The 17,280-nt window shown below is 38.1% G+C and carries 18 protein-coding genes; 16 read left to right on the top strand and 2 right to left on the bottom strand.

Going from position 1 to position 17,280, the window contains the following annotated elements:
- Positions 1-29: 29 nt before the first annotated feature.
- The 15 genes from H9655_RS10245 (at position 30) to H9655_RS22715 (ending at position 15,317) form a co-directional block, all read left to right on the top strand.
- Positions 30-854, top strand: a complete 825-nt coding sequence (locus H9655_RS10245; RefSeq protein ID WP_191813595.1) for a M55 family metallopeptidase — start codon at positions 30-32, stop codon at positions 852-854.
- 12 nt (positions 855-866) lie between these two features.
- A complete protein-coding gene (locus tag H9655_RS10240) occupies positions 867-1,799 on the top strand; it encodes an ABC transporter permease (RefSeq protein WP_191813593.1) in 933 nt (310 codons plus the stop codon).
- On the top strand, positions 1,799-2,752 hold the full coding sequence (locus H9655_RS10235) for an ABC transporter permease (RefSeq protein WP_318245469.1): 954 nt from the start codon (positions 1,799-1,801) through the stop codon (positions 2,750-2,752). Before H9655_RS10240 ends, H9655_RS10235 begins: the two co-directional genes overlap by 1 nt.
- A 5-nt stretch (positions 2,753-2,757) precedes the next feature.
- Entirely contained in the window at positions 2,758-3,756 is a 999-nt protein-coding gene (locus H9655_RS10230; RefSeq protein WP_191813591.1) for an ABC transporter ATP-binding protein, read from the top strand.
- A gap of 70 nt (positions 3,757-3,826) precedes the next feature.
- Positions 3,827-5,455, top strand: a complete 1,629-nt coding sequence (locus H9655_RS10225; RefSeq protein ID WP_191813589.1) for a peptide ABC transporter substrate-binding protein — start codon at positions 3,827-3,829, stop codon at positions 5,453-5,455.
- A 247-nt stretch (positions 5,456-5,702) separates the two neighbouring features.
- Positions 5,703-6,629 (top strand): S66 peptidase family protein, encoded by a 927-nt coding sequence (locus H9655_RS10220; protein WP_191813587.1) that lies wholly within the window; start codon positions 5,703-5,705, stop codon positions 6,627-6,629.
- 15 nt (positions 6,630-6,644) lie between these two features.
- On the top strand, positions 6,645-7,748 hold the full coding sequence (locus H9655_RS10215) for a dipeptide epimerase (RefSeq protein WP_191813585.1): 1,104 nt from the start codon (positions 6,645-6,647) through the stop codon (positions 7,746-7,748).
- Positions 7,738-8,667 carry a C40 family peptidase gene (locus H9655_RS10210; protein WP_225230557.1) on the top strand — a complete coding sequence of 310 codons (930 nt, stop codon included), beginning with the start codon at positions 7,738-7,740 and terminating at the stop codon, positions 8,665-8,667. The genes H9655_RS10215 and H9655_RS10210 overlap by 11 nt, the downstream gene beginning before the upstream one ends.
- Positions 8,657-9,673, top strand: a complete 1,017-nt coding sequence (locus H9655_RS10205; protein ID WP_191813583.1) for an ABC transporter ATP-binding protein — start codon at positions 8,657-8,659, stop codon at positions 9,671-9,673. The genes H9655_RS10210 and H9655_RS10205 overlap by 11 nt, the downstream gene beginning before the upstream one ends.
- The gene (locus H9655_RS10200; RefSeq protein WP_191813581.1) at positions 9,670-10,452 is read left to right on the top strand and encodes a serine hydrolase; all 783 of its coding nucleotides are present in this window, start codon (positions 9,670-9,672) and stop codon (positions 10,450-10,452) included. Before H9655_RS10205 ends, H9655_RS10200 begins: the two co-directional genes overlap by 4 nt.
- Before the next feature lie 538 nt (positions 10,453-10,990).
- Positions 10,991-11,947, top strand: coding sequence for an ABC transporter permease (locus H9655_RS10195; RefSeq protein ID WP_191813579.1), 957 nt, complete (start codon positions 10,991-10,993; stop codon positions 11,945-11,947).
- Positions 11,934-12,890 carry an iron chelate uptake ABC transporter family permease subunit gene (locus H9655_RS10190; RefSeq protein ID WP_191813577.1) on the top strand — a complete coding sequence of 319 codons (957 nt, stop codon included), beginning with the start codon at positions 11,934-11,936 and terminating at the stop codon, positions 12,888-12,890. The genes H9655_RS10195 and H9655_RS10190 overlap by 14 nt, the downstream gene beginning before the upstream one ends.
- A complete protein-coding gene (locus H9655_RS10185) occupies positions 12,887-13,657 on the top strand; it encodes an iron ABC transporter ATP-binding protein (RefSeq protein WP_191813575.1) in 771 nt (256 codons plus the stop codon). Before H9655_RS10190 ends, H9655_RS10185 begins: the two co-directional genes overlap by 4 nt.
- A gap of 339 nt (positions 13,658-13,996) precedes the next feature.
- Positions 13,997-15,019 (top strand): siderophore ABC transporter substrate-binding protein, encoded by a 1,023-nt coding sequence (locus H9655_RS10180; RefSeq protein ID WP_191813573.1) that lies wholly within the window; start codon positions 13,997-13,999, stop codon positions 15,017-15,019.
- A 172-nt stretch (positions 15,020-15,191) separates the two neighbouring features.
- Positions 15,192-15,317, top strand: coding sequence for a hypothetical protein (locus H9655_RS22715; protein ID WP_263600748.1), 126 nt, complete (start codon positions 15,192-15,194; stop codon positions 15,315-15,317).
- A 221-nt stretch (positions 15,318-15,538) separates the two neighbouring features.
- Here the strand turns inward: H9655_RS22715 and H9655_RS22405 are convergent, their stop codons facing one another.
- Positions 15,539-15,688 (bottom strand): hypothetical protein, encoded by a 150-nt coding sequence (locus tag H9655_RS22405; RefSeq protein ID WP_225230556.1) that lies wholly within the window; start codon positions 15,686-15,688, stop codon positions 15,539-15,541.
- A 63-nt stretch (positions 15,689-15,751) separates the two neighbouring features.
- A complete protein-coding gene (locus H9655_RS10170; protein ID WP_318245468.1) occupies positions 15,752-16,327 on the bottom strand; it encodes a TetR/AcrR family transcriptional regulator in 576 nt (191 codons plus the stop codon).
- Positions 16,328-16,520: 193 nt separating this feature from the next.
- On the opposite strand from H9655_RS10170, the gene H9655_RS10165 reads away from it, so the two are divergent.
- Positions 16,521-17,255 (top strand): glucose 1-dehydrogenase, encoded by a 735-nt coding sequence (locus H9655_RS10165; RefSeq protein WP_191813568.1) that lies wholly within the window; start codon positions 16,521-16,523, stop codon positions 17,253-17,255.
- Positions 17,256-17,280: the final 25 nt, after the last annotated feature.

The raw sequence follows: 17,280 nt of genomic DNA, 5'->3' as shown, positions 1-17,280 counted from the left end.
TCTAATAAACATAAGCTGGAGGAGACCAAATGAAATTATATGTGTCAGTCGATATGGAAGGAATTACAGGACTTGCTGATCATACTCAAGTAGATTCAGCTAAAAACAACTATGAACGCGGTCGGAGAATTATGACTGATGAGGCGAACTATGTGATCACAGAGGCCTTCAATCAAGGTTTTGAAGAGGTGCTTGTGAATGATAGTCATTCAAAAATGAATAATTTGATGATTGAATACCTCCATCCAGATACAAGTTTGATCACAGGTGATGTGAAGCCCTATTCAATGGTTGAAGGCTTAGATGAATCTTATGCTGGGGCAATTTTTGTCGGATATCATGCCCGCGCTTCCATGAAGGGTGTAATGTCGCATTCTATGTTTTTTAATGTGAGAAATATGTTTATTAATGATGTAGTCGTTGGAGAGTTGGGGTTCAATGCATATGTCGCTGGATACTACGGTGTCCCTGTCATTATGGTGGCTGGTGATGACCAAGCAGCGAAAGAAGCAGAAAGTTTGATTCCTCATATAACGACAGCGGTAGTGAAAGAAACGATTACCCGGTCAGCGGTGAAGTCCCTGACACCAGCAAAGGCGGAGATATTACTAAAAGAAAAGACAGTGCAAGCCATCGAAAATAAAGAAAGGGTAAAACCGCTTGTCCCGCCCGAAAACCCAGTACTTAAAATTGAATTTGCTAATTATGGTCAAGCAGAGTGGGCGGCCTTAATGCCTGGCACTTATTTAGAAGAGGGAACAACCATTGTCCAATTTCAAGCGAAAGACATCTTAGAGGCTTATCGTGCCATGCTTGTCATGACTGAATTAGCTTCGAGAACATCATATTGCTAAGGAGGTGTGTCTATGCTTAAGTACATTGGAAAACGACTCGGGGCGATGGTCATCACCTTATGGGTAATCATCACACTTACATTCTTTCTAATGCATGCTATACCGGGTTCGCCATTTAATAATGAACGTGCGACAAGTGAGGCAGTACAAAGAAACTTAGAAGCATTCTATCATTTAGATGAACCACTATATGTCCAGTATTTTTCTTATATCCAATCTGTCGTTACCTTTGATTTCGGCCCGTCGATTAAAAAGCCGGCGCAATCGGTTAATGATATGCTCGGTCGGGGCTTTCCTGTTTCTTTTGAATTAGGGATGGTGACCCTCATAGTTGCCGTTATATCTGGGATTACCCTCGGTGTGATTGCCGCTCTTAGGCATAATGGCTTTATAGATTACTTAGCCATGACTGTAGCTGTGTTAGGTATTTCCATTCCGAACTTTGTGATGGCAACCATGCTCATTCAGCAACTTGCTGTTAACCTTCCGATTTTCCCTGTTGCAACATGGTCGAGTCCGATGCATATGGTGCTACCGACTTTAGCGCTTGCAACTGGCCCGATGGCAATTATTGCCCGACTTACAAGATCCAGCATGCTAGAAGTGCTAACACAGGATTATATTCGTACAGCAAAAGCGAAAGGTCTGAAACCTGTGACGATTGTTTTCAGGCATGCATTACGGAATGCGCTTTTACCAGTAGTGACGGTGCTAGGTACATTGGCTGCTAGTATTCTTACAGGTACATTTGTGATTGAAAAGATATTTGCCATCCCGGGAATGGGGAAATATTTCGTTGAAAGTATCAATACGCGTGACTATCCAGTCATTATGGGGACTACCGTGTTTTACAGCTCCATATTAATCATCATGTTATTTCTTGTCGACATTGCTTACGGCATATTAGACCCTAGAATTAAGCTTCATAAAAAGGAGGGGAACTGATGGAAACACAAAAGCAAACAAACGATACATATATGCAAGATATTCCAGATGATTGGTTTTCCCCAAAAGAAAAAGATGAAAGAAAAGCTGAAGCGGTTGTCAGACCGAGTCTTTCTTACTGGCAAGATGCATGGAAAAGGTTATTGAAGAATAAATTGGCAATGTCAGGGCTCGTTTTTCTTGTTCTTTTAACCATTATGTCTTTTGTGGGGCCGTTGATTTCCCCTCATAATGGATCGGAACAAATGCTAGCGAATCAAAACTTAGCACCATCTTCAGAATTTTGGTTCGGGACAGATGAACTGGGTAGAGATGTTTTTACTCGTGTGTGGGAAGGAGCCCAAGTTTCCTTATTTGTTGGTCTTGCTGCAGCACTTATTGACTTTGCCATCGGTGTTGCTTATGGCGGCATCGCTGGATATAAGGGTGGACGCACAGACAATGTAATGATGCGGATTGTTGAAGTATTATACGGTCTTCCTTATTTGTTAGTCGTGATTTTGATTAGTGTGGTCATGGGACCAGGATTATTCACCATCATTTTTGCCCTATCGATAACAGGTTGGGTAGGAATGGCAAGAATTGTTCGTGGGCAAGTGCTTCAGGTGAAAAACTATGAATTTGTGATGGCATCGAAAACCTTTGGTACGAAAACAGGGAGAATCATTCGCAAAAACTTACTTCCGAATACAATGGGGCCGATAATCGTTCAGATGACTTTAACAGTTCCATCAGCTATTTTTGCTGAAGCCTTTCTTAGTTTCTTAGGCTTAGGGATTCAACCCCCACTAGCTAGTTGGGGTTCGATGGCTAATGATGCACTCACTTCCATATTAACTGGAGATTGGTGGAGACTGTTCTTCCCAGCGCTATTTATTAGTTTAACGATGTTTTCATTTAATGTGCTAGGTGATGGTTTGCAAGACGCTTTGGATCCTAAGTTAAGGAGGTAACAAACATGGAGAAAATACTTGAAGTGGAAGATCTGCATGTCACGTTTAAGACGTATGGCGGAGAAGTAAAAGCGGTAAGAGGTGTTACCTTCGACTTAAATAAAGGAGAAACATTAGCCATTGTTGGTGAATCAGGTTGTGGGAAAAGTGTGACCTCACAAAGTATTATGAGGCTCATCCCTTCACCACCAGGAAAGATTGCGTCTGGTGCGATTCGGTTTAAAAATAAAGACCTCGTGAATATCTCGGAAAAAGAAATGAGAACTGTACGCGGAAAGGATATTTCAATGATTTTCCAAGATCCGATGACGGCATTAAACCCGACATTAACTGTAGGAAAGCAACTAATAGAAGGAATTATACAACATGATGGCTCAACGAAAGAAAAGGCGAGAAAACGAGCACTGGATATGTTGAACCTCGTCGGTATTCCTGATGCAGAAATGCGTATGAAGAACTACCCTCATGAATTTAGTGGGGGGATGAGACAACGGCTGATGATTGCCATTGCCCTAGTATGCGAGCCGGAAATTCTTATTGCTGATGAACCAACAACAGCTTTGGATGTAACAATCCAAGCACAAATACTCGATTTATTTAAAGAAATACAAAAGAAGACGGATGTATCTATTATTTTGATTACACATGATTTAGGTGTTGTCGCCCAAGTAGCTGACCGCATTGCCGTGATGTATGCTGGTAAAATTGTTGAGGAAGGCACAAGGAGAGAAATTTTTTATCAGCCCCAGCATCCTTATACGAAAGGGTTGTTGCAATCTGTGCCGCGACTCGATCTCATTGGTGGGGAGCTGGTTCCTATTTTAGGTTCACCACCCGATTTATTTTCACCACCGGTTGGTTGTCCATTTACAGCAAGATGTGATTTTGCTATGGAAGTATGTGATAAGGTTATTCCGCGTGAAAAGCAACTTTCCAATACACATAAGGTTGATTGTTGGTTGCAAGACGAAAGGGCACAAAAATTAAAAATGATGGTCAAGTAAGCAGTATGAATATTTATCAGCTGAAATGGCTGAAAATATATAATTTTAAAAAGATGAAGGGGGAAATATGATGAAGAAGCTATTCTCACTTGTATTATTACTAGTTTTCACTCTTGTTCTATCTGCTTGTACAGCGAATGAGGAGGCAGGGAAGGAAACAGATGGTGAAACTGGAGGAGGAGAAGAGGCGGCAGAAAAAGTATTGTATATGAATAATGCCCAAGAACCGACTTCTTTTGACCCGCCAATCGGTTTTGATAGTGTCTCTTGGTCGGCATTGAATAACTTGATGGAAGGCTTAACAAGATTAGGAGAAGATCACCAACCAGCTCCAGCAATTGCTGAGAAATGGGATGTTTCTGAGGATGGTAAAGTTTATACATTCCATTTAAGAGACGATGCGAAATGGTCTAATGGCGATGATGTAACAGCGGGCGATTTCGTTTATGCGTGGAAAAGGCTACTAAACCCAGATACTGGTTCGGCTGCCGCGTTTTTAGGTTATTTCATTGAAGGTGGAGAAGCTTTTAATAACGGAGATGGTTCTGCAGATGATGTTCAAGTAAAGGCTGTCGATGAAAAAACATTCGAAGTAACATTAACAAGTCCACAAGCTTACTTCTTGAGCGTTATCACGAATCCGGCGTTCTTCCCGATTAATGAAAAAGTAGCTGAAGAAAATCCAAAATGGTTCGCAGAAGCTGATTCATATGTTTCAAATGGACCTTTCAAATTAACAGAATGGCAACATGATAGCCATTTTGTAATGGAGAAAAATGAAAACTATTGGGATGCAACTAATGTGAAGTTAGACAAAGTTCACTGGGCTATGGTGGATGATGAAACAACAGAATATCAAATGTATAAAACTGGTGAACTTGATACATCAGCTGTTCCAGCGGAGTTGAGCGAAGAATTATTTGCTGATGGTTCTGCACAAATGGTCGAACAGGCTGGAGATTATTTCTACCGTTTTAATGTAACGATGGAACCATTCCAAAATGTGAATATTCGTAAGGCGTTTGTCATGGCAATCAATCAACAAGAGATTGTTGATTACGTCACAAAAAATGGTGAAGAGCCAGCGTATGGATTTGTATCCCCAGGGTTTAAAGATCCATCAGGTAAGGATTTCCGTGAAGCTGGTGGAAATCTGGTAGAAACTAATCTTGAGGAAGCGAAGGCGCTTTTAGCAAAAGGAATGGAAGAAGAAGGATATGATACCCTTCCTGAAGTCACGTTAACTTATAGCACAAGTGAGAATCACAAAAAAATGGCAGAAGCGATCCAACAAATGCTTAAAGAAAACTTAGATGTGAATGTGAAATTGGCGAATATGGAATGGAATGTCTTTTCAGAAGAGCAAACAGCCCTTAAGTTTCAATTCTCTAGAAGTTCTTTCTTAGCTGACTATGCCGATCCCATTAACTTCCTAGAAAATTTCCAAACAGGACATTCTATGAACCGTACAGGTTGGTCTAATGAAGAATATGACAAATTGATTAAAGATGCTAAGAACGAAGCAAATGAAGAAAAGCGTTTTGAAATGATGTATGAAGCAGAGAAAATCCTTTTTGAAGAAATGCCGATTATGCCGATTCATTTCTACAATCAAGTGTATTTACAAAATGAAGATGTAACTGGTATTGTTCGCCATCCAGTAGGCTATATCGAATTGAAATGGGCAGATAAAAAGTAGTTTCATTAAGATATGATATTTTAAGGTTAGGTGAGCCCTTTCGGGGGTTCACTCTTCCCTTATAGTAAGGAAATGAAAGGTGAAAAAGCTCTTATACTTCGACAATATTTCCTGAGAAATAAATAGATTGATGTCTAGTTTTGCCTAATCACGCATGAAAGATTGCTTGTGTTGATATGTAGTAATGAAATAACCGAATACAGATACGCATATATTGAAGTAATGTCAATGAAAAGGATGTGGGGAAATGATCATCAAACCGGCTAGATTACGTATGGGGGATACAGTCGGAGTAATCGCACCTGCAAGCCCACCAAACCAAGAAAACTTAAAACGTTCATTTGCTTTTTTAGAGAAAGAATTAGGATTGAAAATAAAGCTCGGCCAGTCGCTCTTTGAGCAATACGGTTATTTAGCTGGACCGAATGAGAATAGATTAAAAGATTTACATACGATGTTTGCTGATAAGGAAGTCAAAGCCATTATCTGTGCAGGAGGTGGCTATGGAACAGCTAGAATCGCTGGTGATATTGATTATCATATGATCGCTGAAAATCCAAAGGTTTTCTGGGGCTATAGTGATATTACTTTTCTCCATACAGCTATTCGACAAAAGACAGGATTAGTTACTTTTCATGGACCGATGTTAGCATCAGATATCGGCTCAGAGCAAGAGGATCAAACGTTATCAAAGTCTTTTATGAAGCAAATAATGGAACCAGAAGATAGGATTTATCCGAAGACATTGGGGAGTCTTGAGACAATCGTTTCAGGAGTAGCAGAAGGTGACATTGTCGGTGGTAATCTGTGTTTGCTTACTAGCACAATAGGAACTGCATTTGAGATTGATACGAAGGATAAAATTATCTTAATCGAAGATATTCATGAAGAGCCGAGAGCGATTGACCGCATGCTGAATCAATTATATATGGCCGGGAAGCTCCAACAAGCAGCCGGATTCGTTATTGGGAATTTTAAGCATTGTACGCCTGAAAGAGAACAATCATTATCACTGGATGAAGTGTTAGATCACTATTTTAAACTTATCGGAAAGCCAGCAGTTAAAGGCTTCATGATTGGTCATTGTACACCGCATTTCTCTTTACCGCTTGGTGTGCCTGCAAAACTTAATGCCGATACACAAGATTTAACGATTGAACATGGAGTTTTATAAAGGTGGATGTCAAATATGAAAATCAAAAGAATTGAGACACATCGCGTAGCTATACCACTCATAAAGCCATTTAAAACCGCGCTGCGCACAGTTTATACAGCTGATAGTGTCATTATCAAAATAATATGTGATAACGGAATAGTGGGTTGGGGAGAAGCGCCACCAACAGCTGTCATTACAGGTGATACGATGGGAAGTATTGAAGCGGCTATTAACGAAGTGATGGCACCGAATCTAATGAATAAGGATTTTTCCCAATATGAACAAATGCTTTCGACCGTCCAAACGGCAATAGTTGGTAATGCAAGTGCAAAGGCAGCAATCGATATGGCTATCTATGATTGCTTATCACAATTATGTAAGTTACCACTCTACCAATTTTTAGGTGGATATACGCATGAAATAGAAACCGATTATACAGTAAGTGTAAATGGCCCAGAGGAAATGGGAGAAGATGCTGTAAACTATGTGCAACAAGGGTTTGATGTATTAAAAATCAAGGTAGGAAAAGATAGTATTGCCACTGATATTGAGCGTATTAAAGAGGTGCGCCGTAGAATTGGTAATAAGATTAAGTTAAGACTAGATGCTAATCAAGGATGGGGCAAGAAGGAAGCCATTTTTGCTATTCGAAAACTGGAAGATTTAGATTTAGGCATTGAGTTAGTTGAGCAACCAGTGAAAGCTTGGGATATCGACGGCTTAAAACAAGTAACAGATCATGTTGATACATTAATCATGGCCGATGAAAGTATTTTTACACCGAGGCAAGCGTTGGAAGTCGTAAAAAACCGTAGTGCAGATTTAATTAATATTAAGCTGATGAAGGCTGGTGGGATTTATCAGGCGCAGATGATCAATCAATTGGCAGAAGCGAGCGGGATAGAATGCATGGTTGGTAGCATGATTGAAACGAAAGTAGGTATTACTGCTGCCGCTCATTTTGCTGCAAGCAAAAGAAATATTACGCGATTTGACTTTGATGCCCCATTAATGATGGCGAAAGATATCGTCGATGGTGGTATTCAATATAAAAGCAAAAAGATCACATTTCCTAACGAATCGGGTTTAGGCATTAGAGATGTAGATATTAAAGGAGGGGTCTCTCTTGGCAAATAAATGGATTACGAATGTTCCTGTCGCTACGTTATGGACGAATGCCCAATCTCCTAGAGTAATAGATGAGAAAGGTATCAAGGAAAATCCTGATCTTGATGCTTGGATTGCATCACTAGATTACGAGAAAGCTTTAGAGCTATGTGATGCCAATCTCGTACAATCACAACTTTTATATGGTGAAGAAGTCGTCGTGTTAGAAGAGACAGATGAATGGTTTCATGTGGTTGTACCGACTCAGCCTTCCTCCAAACATAGTGGTGGTTACCCTGGTTGGGTACCGAAATGTCAAATGGTAGCTTGTGAAAACTGGGATGTCATACAAGGGCCGATTGCTGTGGTCACTGCGGAAAAAGCCCAATTAACGAAAACAAATCAAGTGCTCACGCTAAGTTACTTAACAATCTTACCATTTATTTCAGAAAAAGGTGAGTTGGTTCGTGTACAAACACCTGACGGGGAAGGGGTTTTAGAGCGGAGTGACGTTGAAATTTTTTCTTCTCGATCTGATTGGTCAGTGAAAGATGGTGAGAAAGTGATTGAAGCAGCTGAACAATTTCTCGACTTACCGTATTTTTGGGGTGGGATGAGTAGCTACGGTTATGATTGTTCTGGATTAAGTTATACTGCGTGTAAAGCGAATGGTGTCATCATACCAAGAGATGCGCATGATCAATCTGTTGAAGGCGAAGAAGTTTCGCTTGATTCCTTACAACGAGGTGACCTTCTATTCTTCGCTTATGAAGAAGGGAAAGGAGCACTGCACCATGTCGGTATTTATTATGGGGATGGTAAATTGCTGCATTCACCAAAGACGGGAAAGAATGTTGAGATTATCCCACTGGCGGGGACAGTATACGAGAAAGAATTAATGGCAGCAAGGCGTTTTTGGAAAAAAGGGGAAGATTCACATGCAAGCTGAAACGATATTATCGGTCCAACAATTAAAGAAGCATTTTCAATTAGGGAAAGATCGCGTATTAAAAGCTGTTGATGGCGTTTCTTTTGACATAAAAAAAGGAGAAACTTTCGGGATTGTTGGCGAGTCAGGTTGTGGTAAATCGACGGCAGGCAGAACAATCATTGGCTTATATGATCGTACGGATGGAGAGGTTTTATATGGTGGTAAAAATATTCATGATATGAATGAAAGAGAGAAATTTCAATTCCATCGCAAAATGCAAATGATTTTCCAAGATCCATATGCGTCATTAAATCCTCGTTCAACTGTACAAGAGATTATTTCTGAACCGATGGAAGTTCAAGGACTTTATCAAAATAGAAAAGAACGACTAGAACGGGTGTATCAATTACTTGAGGATGTCGGGTTAAATCGAGATCATGCAAACCGCTATCCTCATGAATTTAGTGGGGGACAACGGCAAAGGATTGGTATTGCTAGAGCACTCTCTTTGGATCCAGAATTTATTATTGCTGATGAACCTATCTCAGCATTAGATGTATCTGTACAAGCGCAAGTTGTGAATCTATTAAAAGATTTACAAAAGAAAAAAGGCTTAACCTACCTTTTTATCGCCCATGATTTGTCCATGGTTAAGCATATTAGTGATCGAATCGGTGTGATGTATTTAGGTCATTTAGTAGAGTTAACTTCAAGTGAAAACCTTTATCAGAAACCTTTACACCCATATACGCAAGCACTTCTATCAGCAATCCCTATACCTGATCCTGATGTAGAGGATAGGCGGGAACGAATTATTTTAAAAGGAGAACTGCCAAGTCCAGTCAATCCACCGAGTGGCTGTGTGTTTCGGACGAGATGTCCACATGCTATGGAAGTCTGTGCGACACAAGCTCCTGTTTGGCAAGAAGTGGATGATAAACATTTTGTCGCTTGCCACTTATATAATGAAGACATTCAAGACGGTAAGAATGGTAAGCAAGCAGCGGCATCGAGAGAATCATGAATAAATTTGAGTTAATGAAACAGGTTGTTGAAGCGTTATTACAGCAACATCGTATAGATGCAGCTGTACATATAGAAACAGATGAAGGTATTTTATCAGTCAATCCCCATCAAGTGTTTTCATCAGCCAGCTTAATAAAGGTGCCCATTTTATTAACAGCATTTAATGAAGTGGAAAAAGGTCGCTTGCACTTGGAAGAAGAAGTAAAGGGGGGAATTCTCGTAGACGGGGCAGGGGTATTGTCTGCTCTATCATCGAATTCTTCCTTTACATGGCAAGACATACTGACATTGATGATGATTGTCTCAGATAATAGTGCAACAAATTGGATCATTGAGCGATTGGGGATGGAGACAATCAATCGTTTGATTGAAAGCTTAGGTTTAGAACAAACGTGTTTAAACAGAAAAATGATGGACTTTCAAGCGATTGAAAAAGGCATAAATAATGTAACAAGTGCTTACGATATGGTTCAATTGCTTAAAGTATTGAAAAACAAGCAGCGATGGGCGAAGGAAAGCTTCATAATTATGGATCAGATCATGACGAAACAACAATTCACATTATTGACGGCAGAGTTAGAGGAAGAGAGCTACTCTAAGGTTAGCTATGGAAGTAAAAGTGGCTCACTACTAGGTATTCAACACGATTGTGCGTATTTTTATCATGAAAATAAGTATGTGCATGCAGCTATTTTAACAGCCAATTTACCTAATCAATTGATTGGTAAACAACTTATTGGTGAAATAGGTATGGCCATTAAAAGGTATATCATATAGTTGTTGCTACCAATTAGGCTCCGAAACACATTTCACCTTCAACTAGTGATGAATGTGTTTCGGCGTTTTTGTTTAGGTCAATGAGGGCTGTAAGTTTGTTTAGGATTTGGCACTCGATTTTTTGTGACGGAAAAGTTGTAGAGGAGCAATTGCTACACTGGTTAAGCGTTTTAGTTGGACACCCGCCTCGCTTCACAGAGAGCTCAAACTTATCCACGAACCAATCTTACGAAAAAGCCCCTAAGTACATCCATCCTTTGAAAAAATCCTGCTTAAGTAAGTGATGTACCAAAAAAATTTCAATAAATAGGCGTACGACTATAGTATTGTATATAGATTTAAATCTGCAATATGTATTCTTTTTCCGAAATAGTAATATACATGCCTATTTAAATTTACATTTATCAAACCATTCCTCCTTTCTATGGGAATTCGCGGTTGTTTTAGGTTTTTTTATACTATATAATAATAAATGGACTTAGATTGATAATCATTTTCAGTTGTCATGATGAGAATAAACAGATAATGAGGTTTACATATGAGAATATGGATGTTGATCGTTGCAGCTATAGTCCTGTCATTTATATCACTATTTATCGGTGCTATTGATATTAAACCAATGGATTTGCTAGATTGGGAGTCTGATGAAACACAAATTTTCCTGATTAGTCGAGTACCTAGATTAATAGCGATTATTTTGGCTGGTGCAGGAATGAGTATCGCTGGTTTGATTATGCAAAGTTTGAGTAGAAATAAATTTGTTTCCCCGACAACAGCGGGAACGTTAGATGCTGCTAAGCTAGGTATTATGATTTCCATGCTATTCTTTACAAACGTAACGTATACTCAGCAAGTTCTTTTTAGCTTTGCCTTTGCGCTTGTCGGTACGATGGTATTTATGCAAATACTTGATCGTATCAAATTTAAAGATGTTATATTTGTTCCTCTAATTGGAATTATGTACGGGAATATTTTGTCTTCTGTTACCACTTTTTTTGCGTATGAAGCGGATGTTCTACAAAATATATCTTCATGGTTAATGGGGAGCTTTACTCTAGTAATCTCTGGCCGTTATGAACTTTTATATGTAAGTATACCTGTATTCATTTTAGCGTATTTATATGCTAATAAATTTACTGTTGCAGGTATGGGAGAAGAATTTGCGAAAAATTTAGGGTTGAGCTATAAATGGGTTTTAAATATCGGTCTCATCCTTGTTGCTATCATTGCTACGACTGTTGTACTAACTGTCGGTGTCATTCCATTTTTAGGCTTAATTGTACCTAATATTGTGTCTTTATATATGGGAGATAATCTCCGAAAAACGATTCCACATACGGCTCTTTTAGGCGTTGTGTTCTTATTAATCTGTGATATTATTGGGCGCATTGTGATCCACCCTTATGAGATACCGGTGAACGTAACAGTTGCGGTAATCGGTAGTGTCATCTTCTTAATTATGTTATTTAGGGGGAGAGCATATGCGAAAAAATAGTACGAAATTAATCGTTTTGGCAGTCATATCTATCGTTTGTATTTTACTGTACGGTTTTTACGATATAAAAGGTGGGTTTGATTATGCTTTCCCAAGGCGTATGATTCGTGTGGCAGCTATGGTGGTTACCGGTGTTGCAATTGCTTATTCTACAGTTGTATTCCAAACAATCACTAATAATCGAATCTTAACTCCTTCTGTGATGGGAATCGATTCCATGTATGAAGTGGTTCAGACGTTGATTTACTTCTTTGCGGGTTCGATGTCGATATGGGTATTAAACAAGTATTTGAATTTTGGTGCAGCCATTTGTGCCATGGTCATTTTTGCCTTATTGTTATACCGCTTCTTATTCAGAGCTGATAAACACCCGATTTACTTACTTTTATTAATTGGGATGATTATTGGTACACTACTTGGTAGCTTGGTGACATTCTTACAAGTAATGATTGATCCTGTTGAATATTTAAGTTTACAAAGCAAGTTATTTGCAAGTTTTACAAATGTAAAAGCAGACTTATTACTAATTGCTTTTGGCATACTATTAGTTGCTTTTATATACGGATATTTCATTATGGATAAATTGGATGTTATGTCGCTTGGGCGTGAAAATGCGATTAACCTGGGCATTAACTATGATCGTATGGTTATGAATGTATTAATTCTATCATCAGTCTTGATTGCCACTTCTACTGCGTTAGTTGGACCAATTACATTCTTTGGACTGATTGTTGCTAACTTGTCTTATCAATTTTTATCGTCATATAAGCACTCTACGCTCATACTTGGTGCTAGTTTAATTAGTATCATCGCCTTAGTCGGAGGACAATTCCTGGTTGAGCATGTATTTGAATTGAAGACAACATTAAGTGTTATCATTAACTTTATTGGTGGTATTTACTTCATCTATTTATTATTAAAAGAAAGTAGGTCAGCCGGATGATTGAAATAAAAGGATTAACGAAACGTTTTAATAAAAAACCTGTTGTTGAAGACGTTACAGTGACAATTCAGCCAGGGACCATTACTTCTTTTATCGGACCGAATGGTGCAGGAAAATCAACACTTCTTTCGATGGTGAGTAGATTGTTAGAAGCAGATACAGGAGAGGTATTGCTTGATCAAAATGATGTGAAGAAATGGAAGTCTAATGAATTTGCGAAGCGCGTTTCGATTTTAAAGCAAGCCAATCATATTAATGTCAGGTTAACAGTGAGAGATCTTGTAGAGTTTGGAAGATATCCCTATTCTAAAGGCAGATTAAATGACGCTGATAAGAAATTTGTTGATCAGGCAATTGACTATATGAATCTTTCAGACATGCAGGATAAGTTTTTAGACGAGTTATCAGGTGGGCAAAAGCAGCGAGCTTTTATTGCTATGGTTATTGCACAAGATACCGATTATGTCTTACTTGATGAGCCGTTGAATAACTTGGATATGAAACACTCTGTCCAAATTATGAAGATTCTTCGTAAATTAGTTGACGATCTTGGAAAAACCGTCATCATTGTGTTGCATGATATTAATTTTGCCTCTGTATATTCCGATCGGATAGTTGCATTAAAAGACGGTAAAGTAGTCAAGAATGGACGGACTGAAGAGATTATTAATTCGGTCGCATTACGAGAAATTTATGATATGGATATTCCTATTCAAGAGCAAGATGGTTGCCGTATATGTGTATATTTTAATTCGCAAATCTCTTGATAAAATTCCTTATAGGACGGGTTACTATCACCCCTTTCTATAAGGGATTAAATATCAAACAAATGCATAATTATACATGTTTGTGCTTATTTTTATGAATAGCTTTTTTTATGTTAGCAAATGTTAAAAATCTAATTTTGACAAGAGTTTCGGGAGATGAAATAAATGGTGAGTAGAATAATTAATTTCCATTTATAGCATTTTCTCCTAAAAAAATTCAAAATAATTATGCAAATGGTATTGACGATTTGTGTAAATCAATTTATAATGATTATTGTTATCAGTGATAATGATTATCATTGCTAATAAGAGATTAAACAATAGGGAGAGGTCATACATATGAAGAAATGGAAGTTAGCTAGTATTTTTCTAGCGCTTGTTTTAATGCTTGCTGCCTGTGGTTCTAATGATGATACTACTGAAAATGCAGACAAATCAGAAGATAAACAAACTGAAAATAATGCAGCAGAAGGTTCTGCTTATCCAATGACTGTGTCTCCGACTGTTGCTTCAACTGAAAGTCGTGATGCCGGAACAACAGTTAACTTTGAAGATGTAGAATTTGAAAGTATGCCTGAAAAAATTGTTGTTTTTGACTACGGTTTCTTAGATACACTAGATGCACTTGGAGTTGAAGGGATAGTTGGTTTACCTCAAGAATCTACATTACCTTCTCACTTAGAGGCTTATGCATCTGATGAATACACAAATGTTGGTTCTTTAAAAGGTCCTCTTTTAGAAGATATTGCTGAACTTGATCCAGACGTTATCTTTATTTCTGGTCGTCAATCAGCATTTTATGAAGAATTAAAAGAAATTGCACCTGTTGTATTCGTAGGTACTAGCGAAGATGCTTATTGGGATACATTCCAAAATTCTGTTGACGTAGCTGCAAAAATGTTTGATAAAGAAAAAGAAGCAGAAGAATATCTTGCAAAATACGATACAGCACTTGAAGAAATTAACGAGTTAGCTGGTAACTATGAAACTTCTTTAGTGACTATGTACAATGAAGGAAAACTTTCTGGATTTGCTGAAAACTCTCGTTTTGCTTATATCTATGATGTATATGGTTTCAAACCAGTTACACAAGATATCGAATCTTCATCTCACGGTTCAAACTTCGGTTTCGAAGCGATTCTAGAATTTGACCCAGAAGTATTATTTGTTATCGACCGTACAGCGGCTGTAGATGGTAACTCTAATATCGAAAAAGATCTTGAAAACGATATTATTAAGAAAACACAAGCGTACAAAAATGATCGTGTCATCTACCTTGATGGTGCACTTTGGTACCTAAGTGGTGGCGGCTTACAATCTGAGCTTGCTAAAATCGAAGAAGTATTAGCTGAATTAAAATAATCTGCTGTTCAAGTAAGCGATTATCCTATAAGAAAAAGAAGCATTCTTAAAAAGGTGCTTCTTTTTTGTTTTAAGTACAAGTTTTATGTGTGTCCGAAGGAGTTTGTGCGTTCATCGAAGAGGGGGAGAACCAAAGATAGCGGAGTAAAATGTGTTTGCTCGTGCAACGAGAATGAAAATACCAAAGATAGAGGAGGAAAAAGGATTTGTACGTGCATCTAGAGTGAGAGTATCAAAGATAGCGGAGCAAAGAGGAATTGCTCGTGCATCTAGAGAGAAAGAATCAAAGATAGTGTAGCAAATGGGGTTTGTTCGTGCATCTAGAGTGAAAGAACCAAAGATAGCAGAACAAAGCGGATTTGCTCGTGCAACGAGAGTGAAGGAAACAAAGATAGCGTAACAAAATAAGTTTGCTCGTACATCGAGAAAAAAAGAATTAAAGATAACTAAGTAAAAGTGCCTTTAGATAATCAATCCCCAATAAAACGAAAGTTAACTAATGCTTCCTTTTGTTCTGTGTTAATGGGCATAGTGCCAGTTAACGCGATGAAAAACCCCCATTTTCCATTTCTCACAGATTGTTAAACAGTCACAACTAAAGAAAATAGAATGGGCAACAATTGTTGCACCACCCATAGATGTATAACAGTGAACGCTCTTTATTAACATATCAATGTGGAATAATAATATCAAAATATATAGAGAAATCTATGTATAGCCTAAGTGTTTATTTTATTTAACAATGGCCTCTCCCAAGCTTGTTGAGTGAAGGAAGGAAAGTCTTTTAGCCATTTCTTCAGGCGTTGTTTGGAAGTCTTCTTTTATCCAAAAGATAAACAGTCCTAAAAGGGCGTATGTTTCATAGAAATTAATCGCTTCTATATCAAACCATATCTCTTCTTTCAATTGTAACTCACTTCGACTAATGCTAGTAATGGTTTCGCAAAAATGGTTTTGAGAACCTGGTATCACTTCGCCAACCAACATAAGGGAGAAGACGAATTGATTTTTTTGTACGTATTCGAAGATTGGGACATTTCGTGTTGGGTCAGATAATAAGAAGCTTTTTTTTCCTTTAAAGCTATCGCGGAAATATTGGGCGAGTTGTTCTAGGTAGTCTTGAAATATGTCCTCTAATAAATGAGAGCTATCTTTATAATGCGAGTAAAATGTCACACGATTACAATTGGCAACTTTAGATATTTCTGTTATTGAGATCTCTTTAAAGTCTTTTTCGGCTAACAGTTGTAACATGGCACTTTTTAAATTCTTACGTGTTCGCAAGACTCGACGGTCTTCTTTTACCACAATGACTACCACCTTTCATACTGTGTCTTAATAAAGAGTATAACATGAAAAATAGAGCGATAAGCAAATACTATTTTCATACTCGAAACATTTGTTTTGACAACTCATTAAAATTCTGTTAATTTACATATGTAGTATAAAAGATGACAATTTTCCTATTTTCAACATTGATAGATTTGAGGAGGAGTTATACATGGCAAGATTAGAAGGTAAAATAGCAATTATTACTGGGGCGGCTCAAGGAATGGGTGCGGCGCATGCGCGTCTTTTTATTGAAGAAGGGGCCAAAGTAGTCATTACTGATTTAAACACAGAAAAAGGTGAGGCTGTTGCCAAGGAATTAGGTGAAAATGCTTTATTCGTAAAACAAAACGTGACAACCGAACAAGACTGGGCAACTGTTGTAGCTAAAGCAGAAGAAGTATTCGGTCCTGTTAATGTGTTGGTAAATAATGCGGGTATTACCATGTCTAAATCATTACTTGAAACGACTGAAGAAGAATACCGTCGTATTGTAGATATTAACCAAGTATCTGTTTTCTTAGGAATGAAAGCGGTTATTCCTTCCATGCAAAAAGCAGAAGGTGGCTCTATCGTTAACATTTCATCTATGAATGGTATTGTTGCTGGTGCAGTGGGTTATACAGATACGAAATTCGCTGTTCGTGGGATCACAAAAGCCGCAGCAATGGAATGCTCTCATTATGGAATTCGTGTAAACTCTGTACATCCTGGAGTAATTGAGACACCAATGATTGTCCAAGAAGATACGAAAGCACAGGTAGAAGAGTTCGCTAAACATATTCCACTTAAACGTATGGCAAAACCTGAAGAAGTGTCTAACCTTGTATTATATTTAGCATCAGATGAATCAAGCTATTCAACAGGTTCTGAATTCATCGTTGATGGTGGATTAACTGCAATGTAATAAATTCAAGAAAAAAGCGGGGTCA

Source organism: Cytobacillus stercorigallinarum (assembly GCF_014836495.1).
Lineage (GTDB): Bacteria > Bacillota > Bacilli > Bacillales > Cytobacillaceae > Cytobacillus > Cytobacillus stercorigallinarum.
Note: the sequence above shows the minus strand (reverse complement) of the source record. Positions and strands in the feature narration are given on the sequence as shown.

Coding starts and splice junctions, on each gene's coding strand:
- H9655_RS10205 (WP_191813583.1), top strand. CDS start 8,657: ATGCAAGCTGAAACGATATTATCGGTCCAACAATTAAAGAAGCATTTT.
- H9655_RS10180 (WP_191813573.1), top strand. CDS start 13,997: ATGAAGAAATGGAAGTTAGCTAGTATTTTTCTAGCGCTTGTTTTAATG.
- H9655_RS10235 (WP_318245469.1), top strand. CDS start 1,799: ATGGAAACACAAAAGCAAACAAACGATACATATATGCAAGATATTCCA.
- H9655_RS10245 (WP_191813595.1), top strand. CDS start 30: ATGAAATTATATGTGTCAGTCGATATGGAAGGAATTACAGGACTTGCT.
- H9655_RS22405 (WP_225230556.1), bottom strand. CDS start 15,688: ATGTTAATAAAGAGCGTTCACTGTTATACATCTATGGGTGGTGCAACA.
- H9655_RS10195 (WP_191813579.1), top strand. CDS start 10,991: ATGAGAATATGGATGTTGATCGTTGCAGCTATAGTCCTGTCATTTATA.
- H9655_RS10200 (WP_191813581.1), top strand. CDS start 9,670: ATGAATAAATTTGAGTTAATGAAACAGGTTGTTGAAGCGTTATTACAG.
- H9655_RS10220 (WP_191813587.1), top strand. CDS start 5,703: ATGATCATCAAACCGGCTAGATTACGTATGGGGGATACAGTCGGAGTA.
- H9655_RS10165 (WP_191813568.1), top strand. CDS start 16,521: ATGGCAAGATTAGAAGGTAAAATAGCAATTATTACTGGGGCGGCTCAA.
- H9655_RS10185 (WP_191813575.1), top strand. CDS start 12,887: ATGATTGAAATAAAAGGATTAACGAAACGTTTTAATAAAAAACCTGTT.
- H9655_RS10190 (WP_191813577.1), top strand. CDS start 11,934: ATGCGAAAAAATAGTACGAAATTAATCGTTTTGGCAGTCATATCTATC.
- H9655_RS22715 (WP_263600748.1), top strand. CDS start 15,192: ATGAAAATACCAAAGATAGAGGAGGAAAAAGGATTTGTACGTGCATCT.
- H9655_RS10215 (WP_191813585.1), top strand. CDS start 6,645: ATGAAAATCAAAAGAATTGAGACACATCGCGTAGCTATACCACTCATA.
- H9655_RS10240 (WP_191813593.1), top strand. CDS start 867: ATGCTTAAGTACATTGGAAAACGACTCGGGGCGATGGTCATCACCTTA.
- H9655_RS10230 (WP_191813591.1), top strand. CDS start 2,758: ATGGAGAAAATACTTGAAGTGGAAGATCTGCATGTCACGTTTAAGACG.
- H9655_RS10225 (WP_191813589.1), top strand. CDS start 3,827: ATGAAGAAGCTATTCTCACTTGTATTATTACTAGTTTTCACTCTTGTT.